Annotated in this window: 27 protein-coding genes; 18 read left to right on the forward strand and 9 right to left on the reverse strand. The window is 64.7% G+C overall.

Annotation, left to right across the window (positions count from 1 at the left end; translation table 11 throughout):
* The first annotated feature begins 4 nt into the window (after positions 1-4).
* The 6 genes from VGR99_RS14825 to VGR99_RS14850 all read left to right on the forward strand — a co-directional run bounded on the left by VGR99_RS14825 (position 5) and on the right by VGR99_RS14850 (position 7370).
* On the forward strand, positions 5-628 hold the full coding sequence (locus VGR99_RS14825) for a flavin reductase family protein (RefSeq protein ID WP_326899206.1): 624 nt from the start codon (positions 5-7) through the stop codon (positions 626-628).
* Positions 629-890: 262 nt separating this feature from the next.
* The gene (locus tag VGR99_RS14830; protein WP_326899207.1) at positions 891-3158 is read left to right on the forward strand and encodes an acyl-CoA dehydrogenase; all 2268 of its coding nucleotides are present in this window, start codon (positions 891-893) and stop codon (positions 3156-3158) included.
* A complete protein-coding gene (locus VGR99_RS14835) occupies positions 3158-4441 on the forward strand; it encodes an acetyl-CoA C-acetyltransferase (protein WP_326899208.1) in 1284 nt (427 codons plus the stop codon). The genes VGR99_RS14830 and VGR99_RS14835 overlap by 1 nt, the downstream gene beginning before the upstream one ends.
* Before the next feature lie 2 nt (positions 4442-4443).
* Positions 4444-6540: a 3-hydroxyacyl-CoA dehydrogenase NAD-binding domain-containing protein gene (locus tag VGR99_RS14840; protein WP_326899209.1), complete on the forward strand. Its 2097-nt coding sequence runs from the start codon at positions 4444-4446 to the stop codon at positions 6538-6540.
* A 7-nt stretch (positions 6541-6547) separates the two neighbouring features.
* Positions 6548-6958 (forward strand): acyl-CoA thioesterase, encoded by a 411-nt coding sequence (locus VGR99_RS14845; protein ID WP_326899210.1) that lies wholly within the window; start codon positions 6548-6550, stop codon positions 6956-6958.
* 220 nt (positions 6959-7178) lie between these two features.
* Complete coding sequence (locus VGR99_RS14850) at positions 7179-7370, forward strand: hypothetical protein (protein WP_234681894.1); 192 nt, start codon at positions 7179-7181, stop codon at positions 7368-7370.
* 144 nt (positions 7371-7514) lie between these two features.
* Here VGR99_RS14850 and VGR99_RS14855 read toward each other — a convergent pair whose 3' ends face one another.
* Both VGR99_RS14855 and VGR99_RS14860 read right to left on the reverse strand, forming a co-directional pair.
* A complete protein-coding gene (locus VGR99_RS14855) occupies positions 7515-7907 on the reverse strand; it encodes a nuclear transport factor 2 family protein (protein WP_326899212.1) in 393 nt (130 codons plus the stop codon).
* Positions 7908-8206: 299 nt separating this feature from the next.
* Positions 8207-8659, reverse strand: coding sequence for a nuclear transport factor 2 family protein (locus tag VGR99_RS14860; protein ID WP_326899213.1), 453 nt, complete (start codon positions 8657-8659; stop codon positions 8207-8209).
* 154 nt (positions 8660-8813) lie between these two features.
* On the opposite strand from VGR99_RS14860, the gene VGR99_RS14865 reads away from it, so the two are divergent.
* Both VGR99_RS14865 and VGR99_RS14870 read left to right on the forward strand, forming a co-directional pair.
* On the forward strand, positions 8814-9488 hold the full coding sequence (locus VGR99_RS14865) for an HAD-IA family hydrolase (RefSeq protein ID WP_326899214.1): 675 nt from the start codon (positions 8814-8816) through the stop codon (positions 9486-9488).
* Between the two features lie 91 nt (positions 9489-9579).
* The gene (locus tag VGR99_RS14870; RefSeq protein WP_326899215.1) at positions 9580-10428 is read left to right on the forward strand and encodes a DeoR/GlpR family DNA-binding transcription regulator; all 849 of its coding nucleotides are present in this window, start codon (positions 9580-9582) and stop codon (positions 10426-10428) included.
* A gap of 103 nt (positions 10429-10531) precedes the next feature.
* Here the strand turns inward: VGR99_RS14870 and VGR99_RS14875 are convergent, their stop codons facing one another.
* Positions 10532-11218, reverse strand: a complete 687-nt coding sequence (locus VGR99_RS14875) for a glutathione S-transferase family protein (RefSeq protein ID WP_326899216.1) — start codon at positions 11216-11218, stop codon at positions 10532-10534.
* Between the two features lie 102 nt (positions 11219-11320).
* On the opposite strand from VGR99_RS14875, the gene VGR99_RS14880 reads away from it, so the two are divergent.
* Positions 11321-11884, forward strand: a complete 564-nt coding sequence (locus tag VGR99_RS14880) for a TetR/AcrR family transcriptional regulator (protein WP_326899217.1) — start codon at positions 11321-11323, stop codon at positions 11882-11884.
* 20 nt (positions 11885-11904) lie between these two features.
* Here VGR99_RS14880 and VGR99_RS14885 read toward each other — a convergent pair whose 3' ends face one another.
* Positions 11905-12330, reverse strand: a complete 426-nt coding sequence (locus VGR99_RS14885; protein WP_326899218.1) for a type II toxin-antitoxin system VapC family toxin — start codon at positions 12328-12330, stop codon at positions 11905-11907.
* Complete coding sequence (locus VGR99_RS14890) at positions 12327-12611, reverse strand: type II toxin-antitoxin system Phd/YefM family antitoxin (protein WP_326899221.1); 285 nt, start codon at positions 12609-12611, stop codon at positions 12327-12329. The genes VGR99_RS14885 and VGR99_RS14890 overlap by 4 nt, the downstream gene beginning before the upstream one ends.
* Positions 12612-12842: 231 nt before the next feature.
* On the opposite strand from VGR99_RS14890, the gene glpD reads away from it, so the two are divergent.
* From glpD to VGR99_RS14925, 7 genes are all read left to right on the forward strand, one after another.
* Complete coding sequence (gene glpD, locus VGR99_RS14895; protein ID WP_326899222.1) at positions 12843-14393, forward strand: glycerol-3-phosphate dehydrogenase; 1551 nt, start codon at positions 12843-12845, stop codon at positions 14391-14393.
* A complete protein-coding gene (locus VGR99_RS14900; protein WP_326899223.1) occupies positions 14390-15466 on the forward strand; it encodes an ABC transporter ATP-binding protein in 1077 nt (358 codons plus the stop codon). The genes glpD and VGR99_RS14900 overlap by 4 nt, the downstream gene beginning before the upstream one ends.
* Positions 15467-15478: 12 nt before the next feature.
* Positions 15479-16564, forward strand: coding sequence for an ABC transporter ATP-binding protein (locus tag VGR99_RS14905; protein ID WP_326899225.1), 1086 nt, complete (start codon positions 15479-15481; stop codon positions 16562-16564).
* Positions 16564-17532 (forward strand): sugar ABC transporter permease, encoded by a 969-nt coding sequence (locus VGR99_RS14910; protein ID WP_326899226.1) that lies wholly within the window; start codon positions 16564-16566, stop codon positions 17530-17532. The genes VGR99_RS14905 and VGR99_RS14910 overlap by 1 nt, the downstream gene beginning before the upstream one ends.
* Positions 17532-18338 (forward strand): carbohydrate ABC transporter permease, encoded by an 807-nt coding sequence (locus tag VGR99_RS14915; RefSeq protein ID WP_247325747.1) that lies wholly within the window; start codon positions 17532-17534, stop codon positions 18336-18338. The genes VGR99_RS14910 and VGR99_RS14915 overlap by 1 nt, the downstream gene beginning before the upstream one ends.
* Before the next feature lie 10 nt (positions 18339-18348).
* The gene (locus VGR99_RS14920) at positions 18349-18678 is read left to right on the forward strand and encodes a DUF2160 domain-containing protein (protein WP_326899227.1); all 330 of its coding nucleotides are present in this window, start codon (positions 18349-18351) and stop codon (positions 18676-18678) included.
* 128 nt (positions 18679-18806) lie between these two features.
* Positions 18807-20549 carry an ABC transporter substrate-binding protein gene (locus VGR99_RS14925; protein ID WP_326899306.1) on the forward strand — a complete coding sequence of 581 codons (1743 nt, stop codon included), beginning with the start codon at positions 18807-18809 and terminating at the stop codon, positions 20547-20549.
* 213 nt (positions 20550-20762) lie between these two features.
* Here the strand turns inward: VGR99_RS14925 and VGR99_RS14930 are convergent, their stop codons facing one another.
* The 3 genes from VGR99_RS14930 to VGR99_RS14940 all read right to left on the reverse strand — a co-directional run bounded on the left by VGR99_RS14930 (position 20763) and on the right by VGR99_RS14940 (position 23957).
* Positions 20763-21863: an alkene reductase gene (locus VGR99_RS14930; RefSeq protein WP_326899228.1), complete on the reverse strand. Its 1101-nt coding sequence runs from the start codon at positions 21861-21863 to the stop codon at positions 20763-20765.
* Positions 21864-22042: 179 nt separating this feature from the next.
* Positions 22043-22546 (reverse strand): DUF1993 domain-containing protein, encoded by a 504-nt coding sequence (locus VGR99_RS14935; protein WP_326899229.1) that lies wholly within the window; start codon positions 22544-22546, stop codon positions 22043-22045.
* Between the two features lie 109 nt (positions 22547-22655).
* The gene (locus tag VGR99_RS14940; protein WP_326899231.1) at positions 22656-23957 is read right to left on the reverse strand and encodes a lytic murein transglycosylase; all 1302 of its coding nucleotides are present in this window, start codon (positions 23955-23957) and stop codon (positions 22656-22658) included.
* Positions 23958-24232: 275 nt separating this feature from the next.
* Between VGR99_RS14940 and htpX the strand changes: the two genes are divergently transcribed.
* Both htpX and VGR99_RS14950 read left to right on the forward strand, forming a co-directional pair.
* Entirely contained in the window at positions 24233-25192 is a 960-nt protein-coding gene (htpX, locus tag VGR99_RS14945) for a zinc metalloprotease HtpX (RefSeq protein ID WP_326899232.1), read from the forward strand.
* A gap of 135 nt (positions 25193-25327) precedes the next feature.
* Positions 25328-25969, forward strand: a complete 642-nt coding sequence (locus VGR99_RS14950; RefSeq protein ID WP_326899233.1) for a tetratricopeptide repeat protein — start codon at positions 25328-25330, stop codon at positions 25967-25969.
* 19 nt (positions 25970-25988) lie between these two features.
* Here the strand turns inward: VGR99_RS14950 and VGR99_RS14955 are convergent, their stop codons facing one another.
* Positions 25989-26351, reverse strand: coding sequence for a hypothetical protein (locus VGR99_RS14955; RefSeq protein WP_326899234.1), 363 nt, complete (start codon positions 26349-26351; stop codon positions 25989-25991).
* Positions 26352-26428: the final 77 nt, after the last annotated feature.

Consider the following 26428-nt stretch of genomic DNA (forward strand, 5'->3'; position numbering starts at 1 on the left):
GCGCGTGACCGACAAAGACCTGTACTTCTACGAGCCCTCCAAGGGCCACGGCCTCAAGCACGATCCCTTCAACGCCATCATCGCGCCGCGGCCGATCGGCTGGATCTCCTCCCGCGACACAAACGGCCACGTCAACCTCGCGCCCTACAGCTTCTTCAACGCCTTCTGCTACGTCCCTCCGATCATCGGCTTCTCCTCCACCAACTGGAAGGACTCGGTCGAGAACATCAAGCAGACCGGTGAGTTCGTCTGGAATCTCGCCACCATGGACCTCGCCAAGCACATGAACGCGACCGCCGCGCATGTCGCCCCCGAGGTCGACGAGTTCGAGATCGCAGGGCTGACCGCCGTGCCCGGCAAGCTCGTCAACGTGCCGCGCGTCGGCGAGAGCCCGGTCGCCTTCGAGTGCAAGGTCTCCGACATCGTCCGCCTCAAGGGCGCCGACGGCAAGGAAGCCGATGCCTGGCTGACCCTGGGCGAGGTCGTCGCAGTCCATATCGACAAGGCCATGATCAAGGACGGCGTCTACCAGACCGCCGCCGCCCGCCCAATCGTCCGCGCCGGCCGCCGCGGCGACTATTTCGAGATCAAGCCGGAAAACATGTTCGAGATGGTCCGGCCGGATTAGGTCCGGAAGCTCCCGTAGCCCGGATGGAGCGAAGCGAAATCCGGGATTCTCGCTGCGGATAGACTTTCCCGGATTGCGCTTCGCTCCATCCGGGCTACTGCCCTTCATCCCTCCCGGAACTGCCCCCACGCCCCGGCCGTTATGGTCCCCGGGCGGCCGCCCGGCCGCGTCAATTCGCGTCTTTTTGCCGCCGAAGTGTTCACGCGCCCCGGCCACTTTCCGCTAAAATGTCCGACACCCGCGCCGATCCATGAGGTCCGCCATGAGCTTCCGCCGCGACAAAATCACCAAGCCGATCTTCTCCTGGGCGCGCGGCGTATTGCCGGCGATGTCCGACACCGAGCGCGAGGCGCTGGAGGCAGGTGACGTCTGGTGGGACGCCGATCTCTTCGCCGGCAATCCCGACTGGTCGAAGCTGCTGAAGGTCCCGCAGGCGACATTGACCGCGGAGGAGCAGGCCTTCCTCAACGGTCCCGTCGACGAGCTCTGTGCCATGCTCGACGAGTGGAAGATCTTTTGGGAATGGCGCGACCTGCCGCATGACGCGTGGGCCTTCATCAAGCGCGAAAAATTCTTCGGCATGATCATCCCGAAGGAATTCGGCGGCCTCGGCTTCTCGCCCTACGCGCATTCGGAAGTGGTGCGGAAAATCTCGACGCGCTCGATCGCGGCTGCCGTCACCGTGATGGTGCCGAACTCGCTCGGGCCCGGCGAGCTGCTGATGCATTTCGGCACCAAGGAGCAGCGCGAGCGCTGGCTGCCGCGCCTCGCCGACGGCCGCGACATTCCCTGCTTCGGCCTCACCAGCCCGGAAGCCGGCTCCGATGCCGCCTCGATGGTCGACACCGGCATCATCTGCAAGGGCGATTTCGAGGGCCGCGAGGTCACAGGCCTCCGCCTCAACTGGCACAAGCGCTACATTACGCTCGGCCCGGTTGCGACGCTGCTCGGCCTCGCCTTCAAGGCCTATGATCCTGATCATCTCGTCGGCAGCCAGGAAGAGCTCGGCATCACTGTCGCACTGATCCCGACTCATCTGCCCGGCGTCGAGATCGGCCAGCGCCATCTGCCGTCGATGCAGGTGTTCCAGAACGGCCCGAACTGGGGCCGCGACGTCTTCATCCCGCTCGACTATGTCATCGGCGGCCAGGAGCGCCTCGGGCAGGGCTGGAAGATGCTGATGACGGCGCTTGCCGCCGGCCGCGGCATCTCGCTGCCGTCGCTTTCGGCGGCCGGCGCCGCCTATGCCGCGCGCACCACCGGCGCCTATGCCCGCATCCGCGAGCAGTTCGGCATCTCCATCTCGAAATTCGAGGGCGTCGAGGAGCCGCTCGCGCGCATCGTCGCCACCGCCTATCAGCTTGACGCGGCGCGGCGGCTAACTTGTGCCGCTTTGAATGCCGGCGTTCATCCCGCCGTCATCTCCGGCATCATGAAGCTGCACGCGACCGAGCGGATGCGCACCGCTGTCGACGACGCCATGGATATCCATGGCGGCAAGGCCGTGATCGATGGTCCGCAAAACTATATCGGCAATCTGCATCGTGCCGTCCCTGTCGGCATCACGGTCGAGGGCGCCAACATCCTTACCCGCAATCTCATCGTGTTCGGGCAGGGCGCGATCCGCGCGCATCCCTATCTGCTCGACGAGATGAATGCGCTTGCCGATACCGACCGCGAGCGCGGTCTCACCGCGTTCGACAAGGCATTCTGGAAGCACGTCGGCCACAGTTTCGAGACGCTGCTCCGTGCCTTCGGCCGGAGCTGGACGTTTGGCGCTTTCGCGCTGGCGCCGGATGCAGGCGATGCCGCGCCGTTCTATCGCCAGCTCTCGCGCTACTCCGCGGCGTTCGCGCTCTGCGCCGACATGGCGCTGCTGACGCTCGGCGGCGCGCTCAAGCGCAGGGAGATGCTGTCGGCGCGCTTCGGCGACATCCTCTCCGAGCTGTACCTGCTCTCGGCCGCGCTGAAGCGCTGGCAGGACGAGGGAAGGCAGAAGGAGGATTTTGCCGCGCTGGAATGGTGCATGGCGACCGGCTTCAAGACGATCGAGAACCGGCTTGCCGAGATCCTCGCCAACCTGCCGAACCGCTTCGTCGCTATCATCCTCAAGCTCCTGGTCCAGCCCTTTGGCGCGCGCGTGCTCGGCCCGTCCGACCGCGTCGTGCATCGATGCGCAAGCCTGGTGCTGGAGCCGTCGGCCGCGCGCGAGCGCCTCACGCCGGATCTTGCCCATGTCGATGACGACAGCGGCTTCGCCCGGCTGGAGCGCGCGTTCAAGCTGGTGGCGAACACCGACGCCATCGCCAAGCGCATGCGCGCCGCGCATATCCGCGACTGGAAGGACGCCGTCGCCAAGGGCGTGATCACGCAGGCCGAAGGCGAGCAGCTTGCGGCCGCTCACGAAGCCGTCACAAAAGTCATCGAGGTCGACGATTTTGCGCCGGAGGCGCTGTCGCCGATTTACAAGAAAACCGGCGACGTGCATCAGTTCTTCCAGGAACTCGGTGAGCAGAGGGCGGCGAGCTGATGGCACGACCGGTATTCATCGTCGACGGCAGCCGAACGCCGTTTCTGAAGGCACGCTCAGGGCCGGGACCGTTCACGCCGGTCGATCTCGCCGTGCAGTGCGGGCGGCCGCTGCTGGCGCGCCAGCCGTTCTCTCCGACCGATTTCGACCAGGTCATCCTCGGCTGCGTCAACGTGATCGCCGACGAGATGAACCCGGCCCGTGTCGCCGCGCTCCGGCTCGGCATGGGCGAGGACATGGTCGCCTTCACCGTGCAGATCAATTGCGGCTCGGGCATGCAGTCGATCGACACCGCCTATCGCTACATCCGCGAGGGCCATGCCGACATGATCCTGGCCGGCGGCACCGAGGCGCTGAGCCACGCGCCGCTGGTCTGGCCCAATTCCGGCGTGCGCTGGTTCGCCGGCCTTGCCACCGCGAAGGGCATGGCGGCGAAGCTCGCCGCCGCCTTCAAGCTGCGGCCGCGCTATCTCAAGCCGATCATCGGCCTCGAGCGTGGACTGACCGATCCGATCACCGAACTGAACATGGGGCAGACCGCCGAGGTCGTCGGCCATCTCTTCGGCATCACGCGCGCCCAGTCGGATGCCTATGCCGCCGAGAGCCATCGCCGGCTCGCGCATGCGCAAGGCGCGGGCTATCTGAAAGGCGAGGTCGAGACCGCGTTCTCCCGCGACGGCAAATTCTTCGATCACGATGACGGTGTGCGTCCGGACTCCACAGTCGAGACCCTCGCAAAACTCCGGCCGGTGTTCGAACGCCCCTGGGGGCAGGTCACCGCCGGCAATTCCTCGCAGATCACCGACGGCGCGTCCTGGGTGATCCTTGCTTCCGACGCGGCCGTCGCAAAGCACGGGCTGACGCCGAAGGCCGCGATCGTCGACAGCCACTGGGCCGCGCTCGATCCCAGCATCATGGGGCTCGGCCCGGTGATGTCGGCGACGCCGCTGCTCCAGCGCAATGACCTCACCATCAAGGATGTCGACACTTGGGAATTGAACGAAGCCTTTGCCACGCAGGTGCTCGGCTGTCTCGCCGCCTGGAACGACGACAAGTTCTGCCGCGAGATTCTTGGTCTCGACGGCGCGGCCGGCGAGATCGATCGTGAAAAACTCAATGTCGATGGCGGCGCGATCTCACTCGGCCATCCCGTCGGCACCTCCGGCAACCGTATCGTCCTGCATCTCGTCAACGCCCTGAAGCGGCTCGGCACGCGGCGTGGCGTCGCCACCGAATGCATCGGCGGCGGGCTCGGCGGCGCCATGCTGATCGAGGCGGTGTGATCATGGATTCCAAGATCATGACCGCGCTCGCTGACCGTGTTCTGGAGCTCGGCCCCCAGACTGCGGCGGACGGTCCCTACAAGCACTTCAAACTGACACGCGATGCCGATGGTGTTGCCTGGCTGCTGTTCGATCGTGCCGACGCCAGCGCCAATACGTTGTCTTCCGACGTGATGGAGGAGTTCGACGCCGTGCTTGCGGCGATCGAGACCGAGCGTCCGGCCGGCCTCGTGATCCGCTCGGCAAAACCGTCCGGCTTCATTGCCGGCGCCGACGTCAACGAATTCCGCGGCGCGACCGATCCCGAGATGGTGGAGACCCGCATCCGCGCCGCGCATGCGGTGGTCGATCATCTGGAAGCCCTGAAGCTGCCGACGGTCGCAGTCATCCACGGCTTCTGCCTCGGTGGTGGCCTCGAGGTCGCGCTGGCCTGCCAGTCGCGCATCGCCATCGACGGCGCGCGCTTCGGCTTTCCGGAGGTGATGCTGGGCCTGCATCCCGGCCTCGGCGGCACCGCGCGCTTCACCGCGCTGGTCAATCCGACCCAGTCGATGGCGCTGATGCTGACCGGCCGCACCATCGATGCGCGCCGCGCCAAGTCGCTCGGCCTCGTCGACACCGTGACGCAGGAGCGTCACATCAGGGGCGCGGTGAAGGATGCGCTGTTCGGCCGCCTGAAGCGGGCGCGCCCGAGCCTTTTGGCCCACGCGGCCAATTTCGGTCCCGTGCGCGGGCTGCTCGCCAAGCGCATGCGCTCGGAGGCGGCGAAGGCTGCTTCCCGCGAACATTATCCTGCGCCTTACGCGCTGATCGATCTCTGGGAGACCCATGGGGGCAGCAAGGCCGCGATGCTGAAGGCGGAGCAGGCCTCGTTCGCCAAGCTGATGGTGACGCCGACCGCTCAGAATCTGATCCGCGTGTTCTTCCTGCGCGAGCAGATGAAGAAGTCCGCCGGCAGCGGCAATGCGATCAAGCATGTCCATGTCATCGGTGCCGGCGCCATGGGCGGCGACATCGCCGCGTGGTGCGCGGGGCAGCGGCTGCGCGTCTCGCTCGCCGACATGAAGGCCGAGCCGATCGCGGGCGCGGTGAAGCGCGCCGCCGAGCTCTACGGCAAGATCATCCGCAAGCCGACCGAGGTGCGCGATGCGCTGGATCGCCTGATCCCCGACATGGACGGGGAGGGCGTTCGCAATGCGGATCTCATCATCGAGGCGGTGCCGGAAAAGCTCGACCTGAAGCAGAAGGTCTATGCCGGCCTCGAGCCAAAGATGAAGCAGGGCGCGATCCTTGCGACCAACACCTCCAGTATTCCGCTGCAGGACCTCCGCACCACGCTGGCGCGGCCGGAGCGGCTGGTCGGGCTGCATTTCTTCAACCCGGTGTCGCGGCTGCAGCTTGTCGAGGTGGTCAGCCATGACGGCAACGACGCGCAGGTGCTGAAAGAGGCGCTCGCTTTCGTCGGCGCGATCGATCGCCTGCCGCTGTCGGTGAAGAGCTCGCCGGGCTTCCTCGTCAACCGCGCGCTGACGCCCTACATGCTGGAAGCGATGGTGATGCTGGACGAGAAGGTCGACCAGCGCCTGATCGATGCGGCCGCCGAACAGTTCGGCATGCCGATGGGGCCGATCGAGCTTGCCGACCAGGTTGGCCTCGACATCTGCCTCGACGTCGGCGACATGCTGCGCACCAAGTTCGGCGATCTGCTGCCGCCGACGCCGGCCTGGCTGCGCGAGAAGGTCGTCAAGGGCGAGCTCGGCCGCAAGTCCGGCAAGGGCTTTTACACCTGGAAGGACGGCAAGGCGGAGAAGACGCCGCTGCCCGAGACCGGCCCGCGCGTCACCGACCAGATGATCGACCGCCTCGTGCTGCCGATGTCCAATGTCTGCGTCGCCGCGCTTCGCGAAGGCATCGTCGACGATCCCGATGCGGTTGACGGTGCCATGATCTTCGGCACGGGTTATGCACCGTTCCGCGGTGGTCCGCTGAACTATGCGCGCACGCGCGCTGTGGAGAATGTCGTATCCACCCTGCGGGGGCTGGCCGAGCGATTCGGCGGACGCTTCGCGCCCGACCCGGGCTGGGACAATTTCAAGTGAGAGCCATATGACCGAGAAGTCCGACACCGCGCCGCGCGGCGATCTCTGCATCCGCACGCTGGCGATGCCCGCCGACACCAACGCCAATGGTGACATTTTCGGTGGCTGGCTGCTCAGTCAGATGGACGTCGGCGGCGGTGTGTTCGCATCGAAGGTCGCGAAGTCCCGCACCGTGACCGTCGCGATCGAGGCGATGAATTTTCGCAAAGCGGTCTATGTCGGTGATCTCGTCTCAGTCTATGCCAATCTGGTCCGCGTCGGCCGCACCTCGATGACCGTGCATCTGGAAGCCTGGGCGTTGCGGCGCGGGGAGGAGCACCCGTTCCTCGTCACCGACGGCAATTTCACCTACGTCTCGATCGACGAGCACGGCCGCCCGCAGGAAGTTCGCTCGACCGAAACGCCCATCGCGACGTAATCGCGCGCGGCGCCCTGTCCCATCTCACGAACAGTTGCAGCGCGCCAAACGCGGCGCGACTGAATCAACGCGTCGCACCTTCGCCAACAACCAGTCATAAAATGGATGAGGTCCGGGCGTACCCATTTACGCGTCGATTCGGGGTGGAAACCGGTCTGATTTGCCCTAGGAACCAAAGGGCAGAGATGCCGTTATCTGCCCGCATTGAGGATCTACGGGCATGCCGGATAGCTACATCATCGAAGTGAACTCGGAGACCGCGGGCATCGTCGTTCGCGGCCAGGGAGGCTACTGCTTTTTCGCCTCGTCCCAGCAATTCAATCGCCTCGAAGGCCAACTCTTCCGCAACGCCCGCGAAGCAGAACGCGCCGCGCGCAAGCTGGTTAACGGCGATGTGAAGGAGGCGGCGTAAGCGCCGCTCTCGTCATTCCGGGGCGCGCGTGGCGCGAGCCCGGAATCTATCATGCTGCAGAAATTGCCGACCAATGGATTCTCAGATGCGCAATTGCGCATCATAGCCCGCGTCTTTCGGCGCGTCCCGGAATGACGTAATCGATCACAGCTTTGTCGCGGAGCGCGACAACAGCTTCCAATCGTCACCCTGCTTCTGCCAGTTCATCAGGATATAAAGGCTGTTCGCCACTTTTTGTCCGCCGGTCATCATCTCGGCCAGCCAGTGGAAGCGCACGATTGCGGCGGGGCCGACGATCTTGATGGTCGGATCCTTGTACGCAATCGACAGGAACTCCGTCTTGCCGTCGGTGGCGTTGGCGACGAAGGTCGCCTTGTCCTCGAGGAAGCCGCTGGAGTGGCTGTAGCTCAGATCATCCGCGCACAGCGCGCTGAGCGCCTTCGGGTCAGCCGCGATCTGGGCGAGGCGAAATGCCTCGACGTTCCTTGCCACCGCCTCATGGTCTGTCGCGGCAGCATGATCGCGATTCAGTGCCATCGTATCCTCCATTCTTGATCTTGCGCCCACTGTTGCAGCCGCACTTTATTTTGTCGAGCGTCAGGTCGTAATCGTCGTCGCAATGCGCCGCATTGCGTCGGGTGGCGCGATTTCTGGCGCGCGAAGCGTGGTCGGAATTTTTTGCAGCCCTTGATGCTGCCCTTTCCTTCTCCCCTTGTCGGAGAAGGTGGCGTAGGCCGCCTTCGGCGGCCGTTCTCAAGAGAACGCCGAAGCAAGGCTTCGGCTGTGGCGCCGCCTATGCCCCCCTGTCCCACAAGGGGAGAGGGCAAGAGCCGTCGTCACAGCTTCGTCGCGGCCCGCGACAGCAGCTTCCACTCGTCGCCCTGCTTCTGCCAGTTCATCAGGATGTGAAGGTTGGTCGGCACTTTCTTCCCATCGGCCGCCATCTCCTGTTCCGCGACCCAGTGGAAGCGCACGATTGCGGCCGGGCCGACGACTTTGATGGTCGGGTCCTGATACGCGATCGACAGGAATTTCGATTTGCCGTCGGTGGCGTTGGTGATGAAGGTCGCCTTGTCCTCGACCTTGCCGCTGGAATGGCTGTAGCTGAGATCGTCCCAGCACAGCGCGCCGAGGGCCTTCGGGTCGGCCGCGATCTGGGCGAGACGGAAGGCCTCGACCTTCTTCGCCACGGCTTCCTCGTCCGCCGAAGCGGCGAGCGCCGGTGTGGTGAGCGCAAGCGCGGAGACAGCGAGAGTCGAGAGAGCCAGATCGCGTCGGTTGATCGTCATCGTTTCCTCCTTTTTGGTCTTGCATGGAGTGTTGCAGCCGCGCGCGGCTTTGTCGAGTGTCACGTGGTGGTCATGCACGTGCGTCATTGCGCGATCGAAGCGGTATTGATACGTCTTCCGCATTGATGCGAGGCGCATTCTGGAAAGTACGGAAATGATCGAAGCTCTCGGCAAGTCGCTGCTGTTCGACATCGACGGCACGCTCGCCAATACCGACCCGCTGCACCTCAAGGCCTTCAACCAGGTGCTCGGGCCGCGTGGCCATGTGTTCGATCACGCGCGCTTCTCGAAGGAGCTGCAAGGATTCTCCAACGCCTCGATCGGCGAGCGCTTTCTGCCGCACGAAGCTGTGGAGAAGCGGGTCGTGATCCTCGGTGAGAAGGAGCAGGTCTTCCGCGAGCTCGTCGCCGGCCAGATCGAGCCGCTGCCGGGCCTGATGGCGCTGCTCGACCGGGCCGATGGCGCCGGCATTCCCATGGTCGCCGTGACCAACGCGCCGCGCCTCAACGCCGAGCTGCTGCTCTCCGGCCTCGGCATCACGCACCGCTTCAAGGCGCTCGTGATCGGAGATGAGCTGCCGCATGGCAAGCCGCATCCGTTGCCCTATCAGGAAGGGTTGCGCTTTGTCGGCGGCAGTGCGGCGGCTTCGGTCGCATTCGAGGACTCCCGCACCGGCGTGCAATCGGCGACCGCGGCCGGCATTCCGACCATCGGGATCCGCACCAGCCTCAGCCACGCTGACCTTGTCGGCGCCGGCGCAGTTGCCTCCGCCGGTGCCTTCGACGATCCGGACCTGCTCGCGCGCCTCGCTGCCGCAATGGCGTGGTGAGCGGCTTGGTCCATTAACCGTGATCGGCGTCCGCATTGACCGAGAGCGCGAACCGCCGCACCATGTGGTTTCCTGATTTGAGGCCATCGCCGTGACCGGATTGACCCATCGCCAAGCCGAAATCCTCAACATCGCGCGCGCCTCGGGCCGCGTCATGGTCGAGGAGCTCGCGCGCAGATTCGAGGTCTCGGCGCAGACCATCCGCAAGGATCTCAACGATCTCTGCGAGCGGCGATCGCTGACCCGCATCCATGGCGGCGCGATCATCGCCTCCGGCGTCGAGAACCTCGCCTACGAGGCGCGCCGCTTCGTCGCCGCCGACGAGAAGAAGGCGATTGGCGCCGCCGCCGCCTCGCTGATCCCGAACGGCTGCTCGCTCTTCATCAACATCGGCACCACGACCGAGGAAGTCGCGAGCGCGCTGACCTCGCACGAGGACCTCCTCGTCATCACCAACAATCTCAACGTCGCGATGCTGCTCTACCGCCATCCGCGCATCGAGGTGGTGGTCGCCGGCGGCACGGTGCGGCGCGCCGATGGTGCGGTGGTCGGCTCGACCGCGACGCAACTGATCGGCCAGTTCAAGGTCGACTACGCCATCATCGGCGCGTCTGCGATCGACGAGGAGGGCGCGCTGCTCGACTTCGACTATCGCGAGGTGCAGGTGGCGCAGGCGATCATCGCCAATGCCCGTAGCGTCATGTTGGTCGCCGATTCCACAAAGCTCCGCCGCAGCGCGCCGGTGCGCATCGCGCACATCACCCAGATCCAGACTTTCGTCACCGACCAGGAGCTTCCCGAGCGGCTCGCCACCATCTGCCACAGCAAGGGCATCGAGGTGATGGCGGCGATGCCGAAGGACGCGAGCGATATCGACGACGCGCAGGCCGAGCCGCAGGACGCCGCGCCTGAGGCGGCTCCGGTGGTGCGGCTGCGCTAGGTTTTCCGATCAGGAACGGGTGATGTCCGCCTTCGCGGAGAAGCATGCCAATCGATGCGCGCCGATCGTTGCGACCGATCCGAAGCAGACATCGCGCCGTTGCTCATAGACCAAAACGCTTCAGGTCTTCCGGCAGGAAATCTCGACCTGTCCGGTTCCTGACGCTCGGCAGATTCGATACCTTTTCTCGCCAGGCGATGAGCGATTTGTACTCGTTCGGAATCGATATTCCCGCCGCTCCGGCGAAGTCCAGGCTCGCAAAGACCGTGATGTCCGCCATCGAGAACGCATCGCCGGCAACGAACGGTGTGCTCTGCAGGACCCCGTCGAAGTATTTCATGCCGCGGATCGCCCTGGCGCGCTGTCGTTCGCCCCATTCCTTCCCGCCGGCCCACTCCGGAGCCACATAAGGCTGCATCGCGGGCCCAAGACCCGGGGTGGCGTAGTGAAAGTAGCCGTCGACCGCGCCCATGAGCTCGGCCTCGGCGCGGTTCTGCATCATGTGTATCACCGCCTTCTCGCGAGGGGTCCTGCCGGTGAGGACCGGATGGCCGTCGAGATGGTCGAGATATTCGGTGATGGCCGTCGATTCCGAGATCAATGTGCCGTCATCGAGCTCAAGCACCGGGATTTTCCCCGAAGGGTTGATCGCGAGAAACGGCGCTTGCTTGTGCTCTGCTCCGATCAGGTCGACACTGACGAACTCGACCTGGTCGTCGAGCCCCTTTTCGGAAAGAACGATGCGAATGCGTGAGGGATTGGGGAATCCAGGCCGGTCATAGATCTTCACGGAAGCGTCCTTTATCTATCGATAGATAGGCTGATGATCCATCTAGGGGCTTTGCAGGGGTGGAGTCAAGGGCTATCTATCGATAGATAGACGGAGGGAGTCATGACGGCCGATACGAGGCAGGAGATCATGGATGCGGCCCGCGCGATGGTGCAGACGCGCGGTTACAACGGCCTGAGCTTTCGCGAGCTGGCCAAGGAGGTGGGGGTCAAGAGCGCAAGCGTCCATTATCATTTCCCGACCAAGGGCGACCTCGGAGCTGCGCTTGCGCGTCGCTATGCCGACGAGGCGATTGAGATATTGGACGGGTTTCTCGAGGCCTCGCAGGACGTCGGGGCCTGCATGAGGATGTATACGGATGTCTTCCGTTCCGCCCTGTCGAACGACAACAGGATGTGCCTGTGCGGGATCATGGCCGCCGAGCACGATGATTTGCCGGCCGAGGTGAGAGCCGAGGTCGACCGGTTCACCGACGTCAACATCCGGTGGCTGGTGAAGTTGCTGTCGCGTGGAGAATCGAAGGCGGCGACGGGCACGGTTGCGCAGCGCGCGCTCGCCATTTTCGCAGCCGTCGAGGGTGCGCAGCTCGTCGCGCGCGGGCGAGGCGACATCGCCGTCTATGATCAGGCGATCGAGGCCTACCGGGCGGCGGGGCTGTTGCCCTGAGCTTCGGGCAGGCTGACGTCCTATGCGTCGTCCCACGGATTGAGCAGCGGGACGCCAAACGCCGAAAAGTCCTTCACGTTTCGCGTGACGAGCGTGAGGCCGTGCGCCAGCGCGGTGGCTGCAAAGAAGCCGTCCATGACGGATAATGCTACGCCGCTTCTGCGGCTCTGAGCCATCAGGTCGCCCCACCGCTCGGCCACAGCATGGTCGATCGGCAGGACGCGGTCGGTAAACCGCGTAGGCAGGTCGTGGGTAAGCCAGGCGGCCAGTGACGCGCGCCGGCGGCCGTCCTCCAGCAACGCGATGCCGCGGCGAAGCTCGGCGATCGAGGCAACGCTGATGAATGTGCGGTCTTCATCGACCGTATCGAGCCACGCCAGAACCCTCGGCGAAGGCGCGGGCCGCTGAACCTCCGACAGCACGTTGGTATCGAGCAGCAGGTTCACGGCATTTCGTCGCGCGGCGCGTCGTGCACGCGGTCGACCTCGAGGTCGACGCCACGCAGCGGCGACGAGAGCAGGAATTCGGCGAGAGTGCCTTTGCGCGCGGTCTTGCGCTCCCACTCCTCGGCGGAAACGACCACCGCGTTGGGCTTGCCGTGTCGGGTGATCACCTGCGGGCCGGTTTGGGCGCGGTCGATCACTTCAGACAGCCGTGCCTTGGCGTTGGCAAGTGTCCAGGTGTCATCAGTCGGAAGCGTGTCGGGTACAGCGTTGCGGTCGGCCATGCGATTAAAAACCAATATGACTATTATGACTATAATTTCACGCCGCTGGTCTTTCAAGGGCACTGCTGCCTCTCGAATTGCCGTTTAAACTGCTCATTTCCGCGGCTGCTTGCCCACCAGAAAGTTCCTATTTCACTTCCTTTCGTCTCTCTTTCGTCTTGCTTTCGTTTCTCGGTGTGATCTAATCAAAAACGAAAGTAACCGCTCGAAGGAACGAGCGGCCGCCGGGGGATGCGTCTGTTGGAGCGTATTTTCGATCTCGCCATCATTGGAGGCGGTGTTAACGGCTGCGGCATCGCTCGCGATGCGGTGGGCCGCGGCAACACGGTTTTCCTGTGCGAAATGAACGATTTGGCGAGCGGGACCTCGTCCTGGTCGACCAAGCTGGTGCATGGCGGCCTGCGCTATCTCGAATATTACGAGTTTCGGCTGGTCCGTGAGGCGCTGATCGAGCGCGAGATTCTCTGGGGAATCGCACCCCACATCATCCGCCCCCTGCGTTTCGTTTTGCCGCATCACGCCGGCCTGCGCCCGGCCTGGCTGCTGCGCCTCGGCCTCTTCCTCTACGACCACATTGGCGGCCGCCATCTGCTGCCGGCGACCCGCTCGGTCGATCTCAGGCGCGACGAGGTCGGCAAGCCACTGATCCCGAACCGCTACAGCCGCGCATTCGAATATTCCGACTGCTTCGTCGATGATGCTCGCCTTGTCGTGCTCAATGCGCGCGATGCCGCCGACAAGGGCGCCGAGATCCGCACCCGCACCCGCGCCACCGATATCAAGCAGTCCGGCGGCATCTGGACCGTCAGCATGGTCAACACGCTGAGCGGCGAGCGCTCGCAGATCCAGGCGAAGGCGCTGGTCAATGCCGGCGGTCCCTGGGTCGAGGACGTGCTCGGCCGCGGCGCCGGAGTGAATGCGAAAGCGAAGGTGCGCCTGGTGCAGGGCTCGCACATCGTGGTCAAGAAACTCTACGACCATGACCGCGCCTACATGTTCCAGAACGCCGACGGCCGCATCATCTTCGTGATCCCGTACCAGGACGACTTCACGCTGATCGGCACCACCGATCGCGACTATGACGGCGATCCCGCCAAGGTGAAGGCGACGCCCGAGGAGATTCAGTATCTCTGCGCCGCCGCCAGCGAATATCTGGCCAAGGCGGTGACGCCCGAGGATGTGGTCTGGACCTATTCCGGTGTACGACCGCTTTATGACGACGGCGCCAGCGAAGCCAAGGCCGCGACCCGCGATTACGTGTTCGAGCTCGATACGCCCGGCGGCGTGCCGCTGCTGTCGATCTATGGCGGCAAGATCACCACCTACCGCCGCCTTGCCGAAGAGGCGCTGGAACGGCTCGCGCCCTATCTTCGCAGTGCGAAAGCGCGGGAAGGCTGGACCGGCAAATGGCCGCTGCCCGGCGGCGACATGGGCGTCTCCGACGTCGACGGCCTGATCGCCGAGTTGCAGCGCGGTTATCCCTTCCTCGGCCATGAACATGCCCGGCGTCTCGCCCGCGCCTATGGCACCCGCGCCATCAAGCTGCTCGGCGATGCGAAATCGGCCACTGATATGGGCCAGTCTTTCGGCGCCACGCTGACCGAACGCGAGGTCCGCTACCTCATGGCCAATGAATGGGCCGTCACCGCCGAGGACATCGTCTGGCGCCGCTCGAAACTCGGCCTGCGACTATCTGCCGATGAGATCGCGGCGCTGAACGACTGGATTGCAACCCACGGTGTGCCGCAAAGTCCCCTGCTGGAAGCGGGAGGACGCTCATGAGCGTGACACTCGATCACGTCACCCGGACCGTCGACGGCGTCGCGCACATCCGCGACGTCTCGCTGACGCTCGAGAGCGGCACGCTCAACGTGCTGCTCGGGCCGACGCTGTCGGGCAAGACCTCGATCATGCGGCTGCTCGCCGGCCTCGACAAGCCGAGCACCGGCAAGGTGATCGTCAACGGCAAGGACGTCACCGGCGCCGACGTGCGCCAGCGTTCGGTCGCGATGGTCTATCAGCAGTTCATCAACTATCCCTCGCTGAGCGTCTACGAGAACATCGCCTCGCCCCTGCGCGTGCAGGGCAAGCCGCGCGGGGAGATCGAGACGCGCGTGGCGGAGGCCGCAAAGCTGCTGCGGCTCGAGCCGTTCCTGAAGCGCACGCCGCTCCAGCTCTCCGGCGGCCAGCAGCAGCGCACCGCGATCGCCCGCGCGCTGGTCAAGGGTGCCGATCTCGTGCTGCTCGACGAGCCGCTCGCCAATCTCGACTACAAGCTGCGCGAGGAGCTGCGCGCCGAGCTGCCGCGCATCTTCGAGGCCTCGGGCGCGATCTTCGTCTACGCCACCACGGAGCCGACCGAGGCGCTGCTGCTCGGCGGCAACACGGTGTGCATGTGGGAAGGCAAGGCGTTGCAGATGGGCGAGACCGCCAACGTCTACCGCCGTCCGCAGACCCTGCGCGTGGCGCAGGTGTTCTCCGATCCGCCGCTCAACCTCGTCGGCATCGAGAAGAAGAACGGCTCGGTGCAATATGCCGGCGGCACGGCTTCGCCCGCCTCGGGGCTCTATTCCTCGCTGGCGGACGGGGCCTATCGCGTCGGTTTTCGCGCGCACCAGCTCGCCCTTGCCAATGGCGAGGCCGACCGCCATGCCTTCCACGCCACTGTCACGGTGACCGAGATCACCGGTTCGGAGAGTTTTGTGCATTTGACCCGCGACGGATCGAACTGGGTTGCGGTGCTGCACGGCGTGCACGAGTTCGAGCCCGGCCAGACCATCGATGCCGTGCTCGATCCGAATGATGTCTTTGTTTTCGACGCGGCGGATCGCCTTGTCGCGGCACCAGGCTCGTGAGGGAGATGCGCCATGGCTCGCATTGACCTCGTCGATCTCGCCCATTCCTACGGCGGCAATGATGCGCCGCAGGAGAGCTTTGCGCTGAAGCCGGTGACGATGACCTGGCGGCAGGGCGGCGCCTATGCGCTGCTCGGCCCGTCCGGCTGCGGCAAGACCACGCTGCTCAACGTCATCTCCGGGATCATTACGCCGTCCCGTGGAAAGATCCTGTTCGACAACAAGGACATCACACCGCTGTCAACCCAGAAGCGCAACATCGCCCAGGTGTTCCAGTTTCCGGTGATCTACGACACCATGACGGTGGGGCAGAACCTGGCGTTTCCGCTGAAGAATCGTGGCGTGCCGAAGGCCGAGATCGACAAGCGCGTCGCCGAGATCGGCCGCCTGCTCGACCTCGAACCCTATCTCAACCGCAAGGCGACGCGCCTCACGGCCGACGCCAAGCAGAAGATCTCGCTCGGCCGCGGCCTTGTCCGCTCTGACGTTGCCGCCGTGCTGTTCGACGAGCCGCTGACGGTGATCGATCCCGAGCTGAAATGGCAGCTCCGCTCCAAGCTGAAGGCGCTGCATCGCGAGCTCGACCTCACGATGATCTACGTCACCCACGACCAGACCGAGGCGCTGACCTTCGCCGACACCGTCGTCGTCATGCATGACGGCCGCGTGGTGCAGAGCGGCACGCCGGCCGAGCTGTTCGACAAGCCGGCGCACACCTTCGTCGGTTACTTCATCGGCTCGCCCGGCATGAACATCCTGCCGGCGGAGGTGAGGGGACGCGAGGCCAGGGTCGACGGTCACGTCATCGCGCTGAATCGCACCTACGACAACCTGCCCGCCGGCGCCAAGATCGAGATCGGCGTGCGTCCGGAATTCGTGGAGGCCGTCGCGCCCGCGCCCGGCCTGCTCACCTCGAAGATCGAGCGCATCGACGATCTCGGCCGTATCCGCTTCGCGCGCGTTCGCGTCGGCGAGGCCAAGCTTGCGGCGCGCGCGCCGGCGGGCTTCACCAGCTCGGACGGCAACGCCGGACTGAAATTCGATCCGTCGCACATCCACGTCTATGCCGACAGCCTTCTGGTGGAGGGGGCCGCCTGATGGACAAGACCGTCAACCAAAAAGCCTGGTTCCTGGTGCTGCCGGTGTTCCTGGTCGTCGCCTTCTCCGCGGTGCTGCCGCTGATGACGGTGGTGAACTATTCGATGCAGGATACCTTTGGCAACAACCAGTTCTTCTGGAACGGCGTCGGCTGGTTCAAGGAGCTGCTCGATCCCTCGACCGATCTCGGCGGCCGCTTCCTCGCCTCGCTCGGCCGCAACCTGCTGTTCTCCGCGATCATCCTCGCGATCGAGGTGCCGCTCGGCATCGTCGTCGCGCTGTCGATGCCGCGCGAGGGCTGGACGGTCGCGGCTTGCCTCGTCATCCTCGCTTTGCCGCTGCTTATTCCCTGGAACGTGGTCGGCACGATCTGGCAGATCTTTGGCCGTCCCGACATCGGCCTGCTCGGCTACACGCTGAACAGCATCGGCATCGAGTACAATTACGTCTCCAACGCCCTCGACGCCTGGGTCACCGTCATCGTGATGGACGTCTGGCACTGGACCAGCCTCGTCGCGCTGCTCTGCTATGCCGGTCTGAAGTCGATCCCCGAGGCCTATTACCAGGCCGCGCAGATCGACGGCGCCTCGCGCTGGGCCGTGTTCAAGGCGATCCAGCTGCCCAAGATGAACCGCGTGCTGCTGATCGCGGTGCTGCTGCGCTTCATGGACAGCTTCATGATCTACACCGAGCCGTTCGTCGTCACCGGCGGCGGCCCCGGCAACTCCACCACCTTCGTGTCGATCGAGCTCGTCAAGATCGCGCTCGGCCAGTTCGACCTCGGCAAGGCGGCGGCGCTGTCGCTGGTCTACAACCTCATCATCCTGATCGTCTGCTGGATCTTCTACACCGTCATGACCAATGCCGGCGTCGAGCGTAAGGCGCAGACGGAGAAGGAGCCGGCGGTGGAGCCCAAGCCCGCAGGCGCGCTCCAGCCCGCGCTCAAGCCGCAGGAAGGAGCCGCGTGATGCATTCGATCCCCGGCCGCCGCGTCATCATGGCGCTGTTCCTGATCTTCCTGCTGTTGCCGATCTACTGGCTCGTCAACATGAGCTTCAAGACCAACGCCGAGATCGTCTCGACGATGACCTTGTGGCCGCATACGCCGACGCTGCAGCACTACAGGCGCATCTTCACCGACGAGAGCTGGTATTCCGGCTACATCAACTCGCTGGAATACGTCGTCCTCAACACCATCATCTCGATCTCGGTGGCGCTGCCGGCGGCCTATGCGTTCTCGCGCTACCGCTTCCTCGGCGACAAGCACCTGTTCTTCTGGCTGCTGTCGAACCGCATGGCGCCGGCGGCGGTCTACGCGCTGCCGTTCTTCAACCTCTATTCGGCGATCGGGCTGTTTGATACGCCCTGGGCGGTTGCGCTCGCGCATTGCATCTTCAACGTTCCGCTGGCGGTGTGGATCCTCGAAGGTTTCGTCTCCGGCGTGCCGCGCGAGATCGACGAGACCGCCTTCCTCGACGGCTATTCCTTCCCGCGCTTCTTCATCAAGATCCTGGTGCCGCTGATCGCGAGCGGTATCGGCGTCGCCGCCTTCTTCTGCTTCATGTTCTCATGGGTCGAGCTGCTGCTCGCGCGCACGCTGACCTCGGTGCAGGCCAAGCCCATCGCCGCGATCATGACGCGTACGGTGTCGGCGGCGGGCATGGACTGGGGGCTGCTGGCAGCCGCCGGCGTGCTCACCATCATCCCGGGCGCGCTCGTGATCTGGTTCGTCCGCAATTACATCGCGAGCGGTTTCGCGCTCGGGCGCGTGTAGGGAGGCATCAATGGAATCCATCGCATGGATGGCCTGGACGCTGCCGACAGCGATCTTCTTTGCCGCGCTGGCCTGCACGCTCGCGGTCATGACCTGGCTTGCCGCGGTCTATCCCGAGGCCGAGCGCGTCGGTGTGCTCAGCATTCCGACCACGCGCGGCGACCGCCTGTTCATCTCGCTGATCACTGCGGCCGTCATCCATCTGCTGTGGATCGGCCTCGTCGGCACCGATGCGATCGCCACGCTGCCGATCGGCGAGGAGGGTTTTGAGATTTCGAGCCTCTGGCTCGCAAGTGGAATTTCGCTGGCCACGGCCGTGCTCATTTTTCGCACGGTCTGACGCTCGCGAAGGGACGGCCAGATCCGGAGCAACCGGGTCTGTATAAAATTTTGTCGCTGCAACGGAGGAACAACATGCGACAGTTTAGGAGAAGGAAAGGTCCATTGACCAAGAATAGCTTTCTGACCATGTCCAGCGCCGCCGCCATCGTTGCGGTGTCGTTCGCCGTCTCGGCGCCGGTGCGCGCCGCCGACGACGCCACGATCCAGAAGTGGATTGCGGAATTCCAGCCCTCGACGCTGTCGAAGGAAGACCAGAAGAAGGAGCTGGAGTGGTTCGCGAAGGCCGCCGAACCGTTCAAGGGTATGGAGATCAACGTCGTCTCCGAGACCATCACCACCCACGAATACGAATCGCAGACGCTGGCCAAGGCGTTCTCCGAGCTCACCGGCATCAAGCTCAAGCACGACATCATCCAGGAAGGTGACGTCGTCGAGAAGCTGCAGACCCAGATGCAGTCCGGCAAGAACGTCTATGACGGCTGGATCAACGACTCCGACCTGATCGGCACGCACTTCCGCTACGGCCAGACCATCGCGCTGTCGGACTACATGACCGGCGAGGGCAAGGACGTCACCGATCCCCAGCTCGACGTCAACGACTTCATCGGCAAGTCGTTTGGCACCGCGCCGGACGGCAAGCTCTACCAGCTGCCCGACCAGCAGTTCGCCAATCTCTACTGGTTCCGCTACGACTGGTTCACCAACCCCGACTACAAGGCCAAGTTCAAGGCCAAGTATGGCTACGAGCTCGGCGTTCCCGTGAACTGGTCGGCCTATGAGGACATCGCCGAGTTCTTCACGAACGACATCAAGGAGATCAACGGCGTCAAGGTCTACGGCCATATGGACTATGGCAAGAAGGACCCGTCGCTCGGCTGGCGTTTCACCGACGCATGGCTGTCGATGGCCGGTAACGGCGACAAGGGCATTCCGAACGGTCTGCCGGTGGACGAATGGGGCATCCGCATGGAAGGCTGCCGTCCGGTCGGCTCGTCGGTCGAGCGTGGCGGCGACACCAACGGTCCCGCCGCGGTCTACTCGATCACCAAGTACCTGGAGTGGATGAAGAAGTATGCCCCGCCGCAGGCTCAGGGCATGACCTTCTCCGAGTCGGGTCCCGTGCCGGCGCAGGGCAACATCGCCCAGCAGATGTTCTGGTACACCGCCTTCACCGCCGACATGGTGAAGCCGGGCATTGCCGTGATGAACGCGGACGGTACGCCGAAATGGCGTATGGCTCCGTCGCCGCACGGTTCGTACTGGAAGGAAGGCATGAAGCTCGGTTACCAGGACGCCGGTTCGCTCACGCTGCTGAAGTCGACCCCTGCCGATCGCCGCAAGGCGGCCTGGCTGTATCTGCAGTTCATCGTCTCCAAGACGGTGTCGCTGAAGAAGAGCCATGTCGGTCTCACCTTCATCCGTGAATCCGACATCTGGGACAAGTCGTTCACCGAGCGCGCGCCGAAGCTCGGCGGCCTGATCGAGTTCTACCGCTCGCCCGCGCGCGTGCAGTGGACCCCGACCGGCAACAACGTGCCCGACTATCCGAAGCTCGCCCAGCTCTGGTGGCAGAATATCGGCGATGCGTCGTCCGGTACGAAGACGCCGCAGCAGGCGATGGACGCACTCGCGGCCGCTCAGGACTCCGTCATGGAGCGCCTCGAGAAGTCGGGCGTGCAGGGCGCCTGCGGTCCGAAGCTGCACAAGAAGGAGTCGGCCGAGTTCTGGTTCGCCAAGGCCCAGAAGGACGGCACGATCGCTCCGCAGCGCAAGCTCGCCAACGAGAAGCCGAAGGGCGAGACGGTCGACTACGACACGCTGATCAAGTCGTGGCCGGCCACTCCGCCCAAGCGCGCGGAAGCGAAGTAAGCCAAGGTCTCACAACGACGAAAGGCCGGGAGTAATCCCGGCCTTTTTGTTTGTGTGGCGCAGCTCTCACCACATCGTCATTGCGAGCGAAGCGAAGCAATCCAGAGTCTTTCCACGGAGGCAGTCTGGATTGCTTCGTCGCCAGCGCAAAATTGCTTCGCAATTTTGTCGCGGGCTCCTCGCAATGACGGAGGATGAGGCGGAGGAAGCCGCTTACTCCGCCGGCTCGGCCGCCAGCGTCGGGTAATCCGTGTAGCCCTTGGCGCCGCCGCCGTAGAACGTGTTCTTGTCCCAGTCGTTCAGCGCCGCGCCCTGCTTCAGCCGCTCGACGAGGTCGGGGTTGGAGATGAACGGCTTGCCGAAGGCGATCAGGTCGGCCGCGTTCGCGTCCAACACCTTGCTGGCGAGGTCGAAATCGTAGCCGTTGTTGGCGACGTAGGCGCCGGCAAAGCGCTTGCGCAAGGACGCATAGTCGAACGGGGCGATGTCGCGCGGACCGCCGGTGGCGCCCTCGACGACGTGGAGGTAGACGAGCTTGAGCGCGTTGAGGCCGTCGACGATATGGTCGTACAGCGCCTGCGGGTTCGAATCCGAGATGTCGTTGGCGGGCGTCACCGGCGAGATGCGGATGCCGGTCCGATCGGCGCCGGCTTCGGCCACGACAGCCTTGGAGACTTCCAGCATCAGCTTTGCGCGGTTCTCGATCGAGCCGCCATAGGCATCGGTGCGCTTGTTGGCGCCGTCCTTGGCGAACTGCTCGAGCAGGTAGCCATTGGCGCCGTGGATCTCGACGCCGTCGAAACCGGCCTCGAGCGCATTCTTCGTGGCGCGCTTGAAGTCGTCGATGATCCCTGGAATTTCGGAGAGCTCGAGCGCACGCGGCTCGGAGACATCGGCGAAGCCGCCGTTGACGAACGTCTTGCCCTTGGCGCGGATTGCGCTCGGCGCCACCGGCGCTCCGCCATTCGCCTGCAGATCGACATGCGAGATGCGGCCGACATGCCAGAGCTGGATGAAGATCTTGCCGCCGCGCTCATGCACCTTGTCGGTGACCTTGCGCCAGCCGGCGACCTGATCCTTGGAGTAGATGCCGGGAGTGTCCTGGTAGCCCTGGCCCTGCTGCGAGACCTGGCTTGCTTCGGTGATCAGGAGCCCTGCGGAGGCGCGCTGGCCGTAATAGTCCGCGGCGAGCGTGCCGGGCACGAAGGTGCCGGGAACGGCGCGGTTGCGCGTCAGCGGCGCCATCACGAGGCGATTGGCCAGCGTGATCGGGCCAAGCTTGTAGGTCTCAAACAATTTGGTCGAACGGCTCATGGGAATGCTTCCAGGCGGTGAGAGGTCCGGAACACTTGTGCATCGCGGCAATCAACGCAAGGGAGGAGCCATACGGAAAGTGCAGGCGAGCTACGCGGCAGGGCCCGCGTAGCATAATTCATGTGCAATTTCGGCCGCGACAGCAGAATCCCGCTGCCATGGCCGTGCGATTGCGTAAATCAGGTCTGGCCCATGAAATCGCGCTTGCCGATCTCGACGCCGTTGTGACGCAGGATGCCGTGGGCGGTCGCGCAGTGGAAATAGAAGTTCGGCAGCGAGAACGCGCTCAGGAACTGCTGGCCCTTCAGGGTCGTGGTCTTATCGGGCCCGGTCGGGAAGGTGACGTCCTTGGTGTCGGCACCCTCGAACTGCGCGGGCTTGAACGACTTCACGTAGTCGATGGTCTTGGCCAGCCGCTGCTTCAATTCCTCGAAGGTCTTTTCGGTATCGGGATTGGAGGGCACCTCGCTGTGGGTCAGCCGGGCGCAGCCTTTGGTGGCGAAATCGCTGACGAGCTGGATCTGCTTCGACAGCGGCAGCATGTCCGGAAACAGGCGGGAGCCGAGCAGCACGCTCGGGTCGATCTTCTTGGCCGCGCAATGCGCCTCGGCTTTGGTGAGCAGGCCGTTCAGGCTGTTCAGCATTTGCAAATAGGCAGGGACGACGGCGTCGTAGAAGGACATGTGATGCTCGCTTCAATGATGGGAAATCTCAGGAGAAAACCTGAGCCACTCACATGGGAGCCTCATGGAAAAATACAATCGCGCGAACGGCCTGTGCAGTGCCAAAATTCTACCGCACCACCGCCCCCGGCTGCGCCTGCGCCGTGCCGCCCCGCATCCGCGCCAGCAGCTCCGCCGTCGGCCAGGAATCCGCCGGCAGGCCATACTTGATCTGCATCGCCTTCACCGCGGCGCGGCTCTGCTGGCCCAGTACGCCGTCGACCTTGCCGACATTGAAGCCGGCCTGGACCAGGAGCTGCTGCAATTGCTTGAGCTCGTTGAACGGCAGTTGTGCGACCGGCTGGGCCGGCTTGCGCATCGGCGGCGCGCCGGCGATGCGGGTGGCGAGATAGCCTGCAGTGGTCGAATAGATCAGCGAGTTATTCCACTCGGTGTAGGCCGCGAAATTCTGATAGGCCATGAAGGCCGGCCCGAACCGTCCCATCGGCAGCAGCACCGAGGCCGCGAGATTGTCGTTCGGCAGCGGTCGTCCGTCGGGATAGGTGACGCCGAACTGCGCCCATTTCGAGCGCGGCAGCTGCACGGTGAGATCGGTCTGATCCCACGGCAGGTTCTGCGGCACCTTGATCTCTTCGAGCCACGGCTCGCCGCGCCGCCACTTCAAGCCGTTGGCGATGTAGTTCGCGGTCGAGCCGATCACGTCGTCCTCGCTGCGGAGCAGATCGCGCCGTCCGTCGCCGTCATAGTCGACGGCGTAGTTGACGTAATGCACCGGCAGGAATTGCGTTTGCCCGAGCTCGCCGGCCCAGGACCCGATCATCTCTTCGGGGGTGAGATCGCCGCGGTCGATGATCTTCAGCGCGGCGATGGTCTCGTTCACGAACATCTCCGAGCGCCGGCAATCATAGGCGAGCGAGACCAGCGATTTCAGCGTCGGCAGAGTGCCCATGTTGACGCCGAAATCGCTCTCCAGCCCCCAGAACGCGGCGATCACCGCCGGCGGCACGCCGTATTCCTTTTCGGCGCGCGCGAACGCCGTTGCGTGGTTCTTGATGTGCTGCTGGCCGTTCTGCATGCGATAGGGCGCGGCCATGCGCCCGGCAAACTCTGTGAAGAGCTGGCCGAACACACGCTGGCCGCGGTCGCGGTTGACGATGCCCTGGTCGTAGACGAGGTAGGGCGACGCCTCCGAGATCGTCCGCTGCGACACGCCGGCCGCGACGGCCTGCTGCTTCACCTCGGCCAGGAATCGATCGAAGCTCGCGCCGTTATGGCACGAGGCCGCGCGCGGCGACGGCGCGGTGGCCTTGGGCGCCGCAGGCCTTGCGGGCGGCGGTGCGAACTGGGCGGAGGCGGGAAGGGCGAGCGTGAGCAGAGCAGCGGCCGCGATCGCAAATCGGGTCTTGAGCATGAGGTTTCCGGACGGGGGAAGGGACGAGAAAAAGGCGACTTCGATGAGCGCGGGAACTTCACCCGGATTACGCCCTGTAGCCCGGATGGAGCGAAGCGCAATCCAAAAACAGGCCATCCCCGCTCGGATTCTCGTCGAAGTTTAATGGAATGATCTGGCTCAAACCAGTGCCGCGGCTCCGCGACGCACCTTGAAACCTTGCGCCCGGGCCGGGGTCATCCCCACTTGAAGTGCGCCGGCCAGAGGTTTGCCCGCGGCCGCCCCAGGAGACGGCCATGAACTATCTGCGTACCGCAATGCTGCTTGCAGGCCTCACCGCCCTGTTCATGGGCGTGGGCTATCTGATCGGCGGTGCCTCGGGCGCCATGATCGCGCTCGTCATTGCCGCCGCGACCAATATCTTCACCTACTGGAACTCCGATCGCGCCGTGCTCTCGATGTACGGCGCCCATGAGGTCGACCGCCACAGCGCGCCGGAGCTGGTCGGGCTCGTTGCCGAGCTTGCCGGCCGCGCGGGCTTGCCGATGCCGCGCGTGTTCGTGATGGACGAGGCGCAGCCCAACGCGTTTGCAACGGGGCGCAATCCCGAGAATGCCGCGGTCGCCGTGACCGTCGGCCTGATGAACCAGCTCAGCCGCGAGGAGCTCGCCGGCGTGATCGCGCACGAGCTCGCGCACATCAAGAATCATGACACGCTGCTGATGACGATCACGGCGACCATCGCGGGCGCGATCTCGATGCTGGCGCAGTTCGGCATGTTCTTCGGCGGGCACCGCGACAACAACAACGGCCCGGGCATCGTCAGCTCGATCCTGATGATGATCCTCGCCCCGCTCGGCGCCATGCTGGTGCAGATGGCGATCAGCCGCACCCGCGAATATGCCGCAGACAATCTCGGGGCGCGCATCGCGGGACAGCCGATGTGGCTGGCCTCGGCGCTGGTGAAGATCGAGGGCGCCGCGCATCAGGTGCCGAACTATGATGCCGAGCGCAATCCCGCCACCGCGCACATGTTCATCATCAATCCGCTGTCGGGCCATGGCGTGGACAATCTGTTCGCCACCCATCCCTCGACGCAGAACCGCATCGCCGCGCTCCAGCAGCTCGCGGCCGAGCTCGGCGCGCATGCGGCACCGTCGGTCGGCGCCAACGAGAATTACCCGCCGCAGGGCCCGTGGGGCCGCTCGTCCTCAAACGGTCCGTCGCGTGGCCCCACGCGGGGTCCCTGGGGCTGATGGAACCGGCCGGAATTCGCGCCGTGCTTTGTGACCTGGCGCACACAAGGCGGTCCCGCCCGGTGTTAACACCTCGGCGTGAGTGTTTCTTCGAAAGGGGATGCGTGGCCGGCGCAACGCCGGTCACCGCCGAAGATGAAAAGGGCCGTCGTACCATTCTTGATCGTTGCGGGCGTGCTCATCGGGCTGTCCACGCATACGGTCGTCAATTGCGGGGACGAGGACGAGCCCGACATCTGCTCGGCGGTCATCGGCTTCTCGCCGCTGCGCGGCTCGCTGATCGCCTTTGCCTATGAAGGGCGCGGCCGGATCGCGCTGCGCCATGGCGACTGGCGGCGGGCGATCGCGGATTTCGACGAGGCCATCCATCTCAATCCCAACCGTGCCTCGCTCTATCGCGACCGCGCGATGGCGCGCCGGCAGAACGGCGATCTCGAGCTCGCCATCGAGGATTACGACGAGGCGATCGCGCATGATCCCAAGCTCGCCGCGCCCTATCACCAGCGCGGCCTGGCGCTCGCCGGCACCGGCGATCTCGATCGCGCCATCCTGAGCTACAACACGGCGATCCGTCTCGACCCCTCGGATGCGCAGGCCCGGCTCGACCGGGGCCTCGCGTTCCTCGCCCGCGGCCAGGCCGACGATGCGCGCGCCGATTTCGAAGCCGCGCTGGCGCTGCCGGCCGGCAAGGACGCCCGCACCCGCGATGCCGCCCGCGCCAAGCTCGCCGAGCTGATCAGCGCCGAGCCGACCCAGGTGTCGGCGCCGAGAAGGTGAGGGAAGGCGCGAGCGGCAGCTACTTCGCCCTCTTGGCTTTCGCCTTCTTCGCCTTGGCCTTCTTCTCCGGCTTGGCTTTCTTCTCAGGCTTCGCCTTCTTCTCCGCCTTCACCTCGATCGGCGTGCTGGCGGCGAGGCGCATGGCGCGGGCGTAGCTGTCGGCGACGTTGTCGGCGGACATCTGCAGGCGCCTAGCGGCGGCGGTGGCCTGCTCCATGGTGGCCTTGGCCATCATCTTGAAGCGGTCGCCGGTCTCCTTGCCCTTGGCCTTGGCCGCGAGGCCGCTGAAGCGATCCCGCCGCTCCTTGGCGCGGGTCATCAGGCCCGTCTGCAGTTGTCTGGCCAGTTGCCGGATCACGACATCCAGGTCGGCGTCCGCCATGTTCTTCTATCCTCTTGAAAACAGGTATCGATGCGGGCGGGACTATGCAGATCGGGCCCCGCCTTGGCAATTCCCGG

This window comes from Bradyrhizobium sp., assembly GCF_035935975.1.
Lineage (GTDB): Bacteria > Pseudomonadota > Alphaproteobacteria > Rhizobiales > Xanthobacteraceae > Bradyrhizobium.

Coding starts and splice junctions, on each gene's coding strand:
- VGR99_RS14830 (WP_326899207.1), top strand. CDS start 891: ATGAGCTTCCGCCGCGACAAAATCACCAAGCCGATCTTCTCCTGGGCG.
- VGR99_RS14835 (WP_326899208.1), top strand. CDS start 3,158: ATGGCACGACCGGTATTCATCGTCGACGGCAGCCGAACGCCGTTTCTG.
- VGR99_RS14840 (WP_326899209.1), top strand. CDS start 4,444: ATGGATTCCAAGATCATGACCGCGCTCGCTGACCGTGTTCTGGAGCTC.
- VGR99_RS14845 (WP_326899210.1), top strand. CDS start 6,548: ATGACCGAGAAGTCCGACACCGCGCCGCGCGGCGATCTCTGCATCCGC.
- VGR99_RS14850 (WP_234681894.1), top strand. CDS start 7,179: ATGCCGGATAGCTACATCATCGAAGTGAACTCGGAGACCGCGGGCATC.
- VGR99_RS14855 (WP_326899212.1), bottom strand. CDS start 7,907: ATGGCACTGAATCGCGATCATGCTGCCGCGACAGACCATGAGGCGGTG.
- VGR99_RS14860 (WP_326899213.1), bottom strand. CDS start 8,659: ATGACGATCAACCGACGCGATCTGGCTCTCTCGACTCTCGCTGTCTCC.
- VGR99_RS14865 (WP_326899214.1), top strand. CDS start 8,814: ATGATCGAAGCTCTCGGCAAGTCGCTGCTGTTCGACATCGACGGCACG.
- VGR99_RS14880 (WP_326899217.1), top strand. CDS start 11,321: ATGACGGCCGATACGAGGCAGGAGATCATGGATGCGGCCCGCGCGATG.
- VGR99_RS14890 (WP_326899221.1), bottom strand. CDS start 12,611: ATGGCCGACCGCAACGCTGTACCCGACACGCTTCCGACTGATGACACC.
- glpD (WP_326899222.1), top strand. CDS start 12,843: ATGCGTCTGTTGGAGCGTATTTTCGATCTCGCCATCATTGGAGGCGGT.
- VGR99_RS14900 (WP_326899223.1), top strand. CDS start 14,390: ATGAGCGTGACACTCGATCACGTCACCCGGACCGTCGACGGCGTCGCG.
- VGR99_RS14905 (WP_326899225.1), top strand. CDS start 15,479: ATGGCTCGCATTGACCTCGTCGATCTCGCCCATTCCTACGGCGGCAAT.
- VGR99_RS14910 (WP_326899226.1), top strand. CDS start 16,564: ATGGACAAGACCGTCAACCAAAAAGCCTGGTTCCTGGTGCTGCCGGTG.
- VGR99_RS14915 (WP_247325747.1), top strand. CDS start 17,532: ATGCATTCGATCCCCGGCCGCCGCGTCATCATGGCGCTGTTCCTGATC.
- VGR99_RS14920 (WP_326899227.1), top strand. CDS start 18,349: ATGGAATCCATCGCATGGATGGCCTGGACGCTGCCGACAGCGATCTTC.
- VGR99_RS14925 (WP_326899306.1), top strand. CDS start 18,807: ATGTCCAGCGCCGCCGCCATCGTTGCGGTGTCGTTCGCCGTCTCGGCG.
- VGR99_RS14930 (WP_326899228.1), bottom strand. CDS start 21,863: ATGAGCCGTTCGACCAAATTGTTTGAGACCTACAAGCTTGGCCCGATC.
- VGR99_RS14935 (WP_326899229.1), bottom strand. CDS start 22,546: ATGTCCTTCTACGACGCCGTCGTCCCTGCCTATTTGCAAATGCTGAAC.
- VGR99_RS14940 (WP_326899231.1), bottom strand. CDS start 23,957: ATGCTCAAGACCCGATTTGCGATCGCGGCCGCTGCTCTGCTCACGCTC.
- htpX (WP_326899232.1), top strand. CDS start 24,233: ATGAACTATCTGCGTACCGCAATGCTGCTTGCAGGCCTCACCGCCCTG.
- VGR99_RS14950 (WP_326899233.1), top strand. CDS start 25,328: ATGAAAAGGGCCGTCGTACCATTCTTGATCGTTGCGGGCGTGCTCATC.
- VGR99_RS14955 (WP_326899234.1), bottom strand. CDS start 26,351: ATGGCGGACGCCGACCTGGATGTCGTGATCCGGCAACTGGCCAGACAA.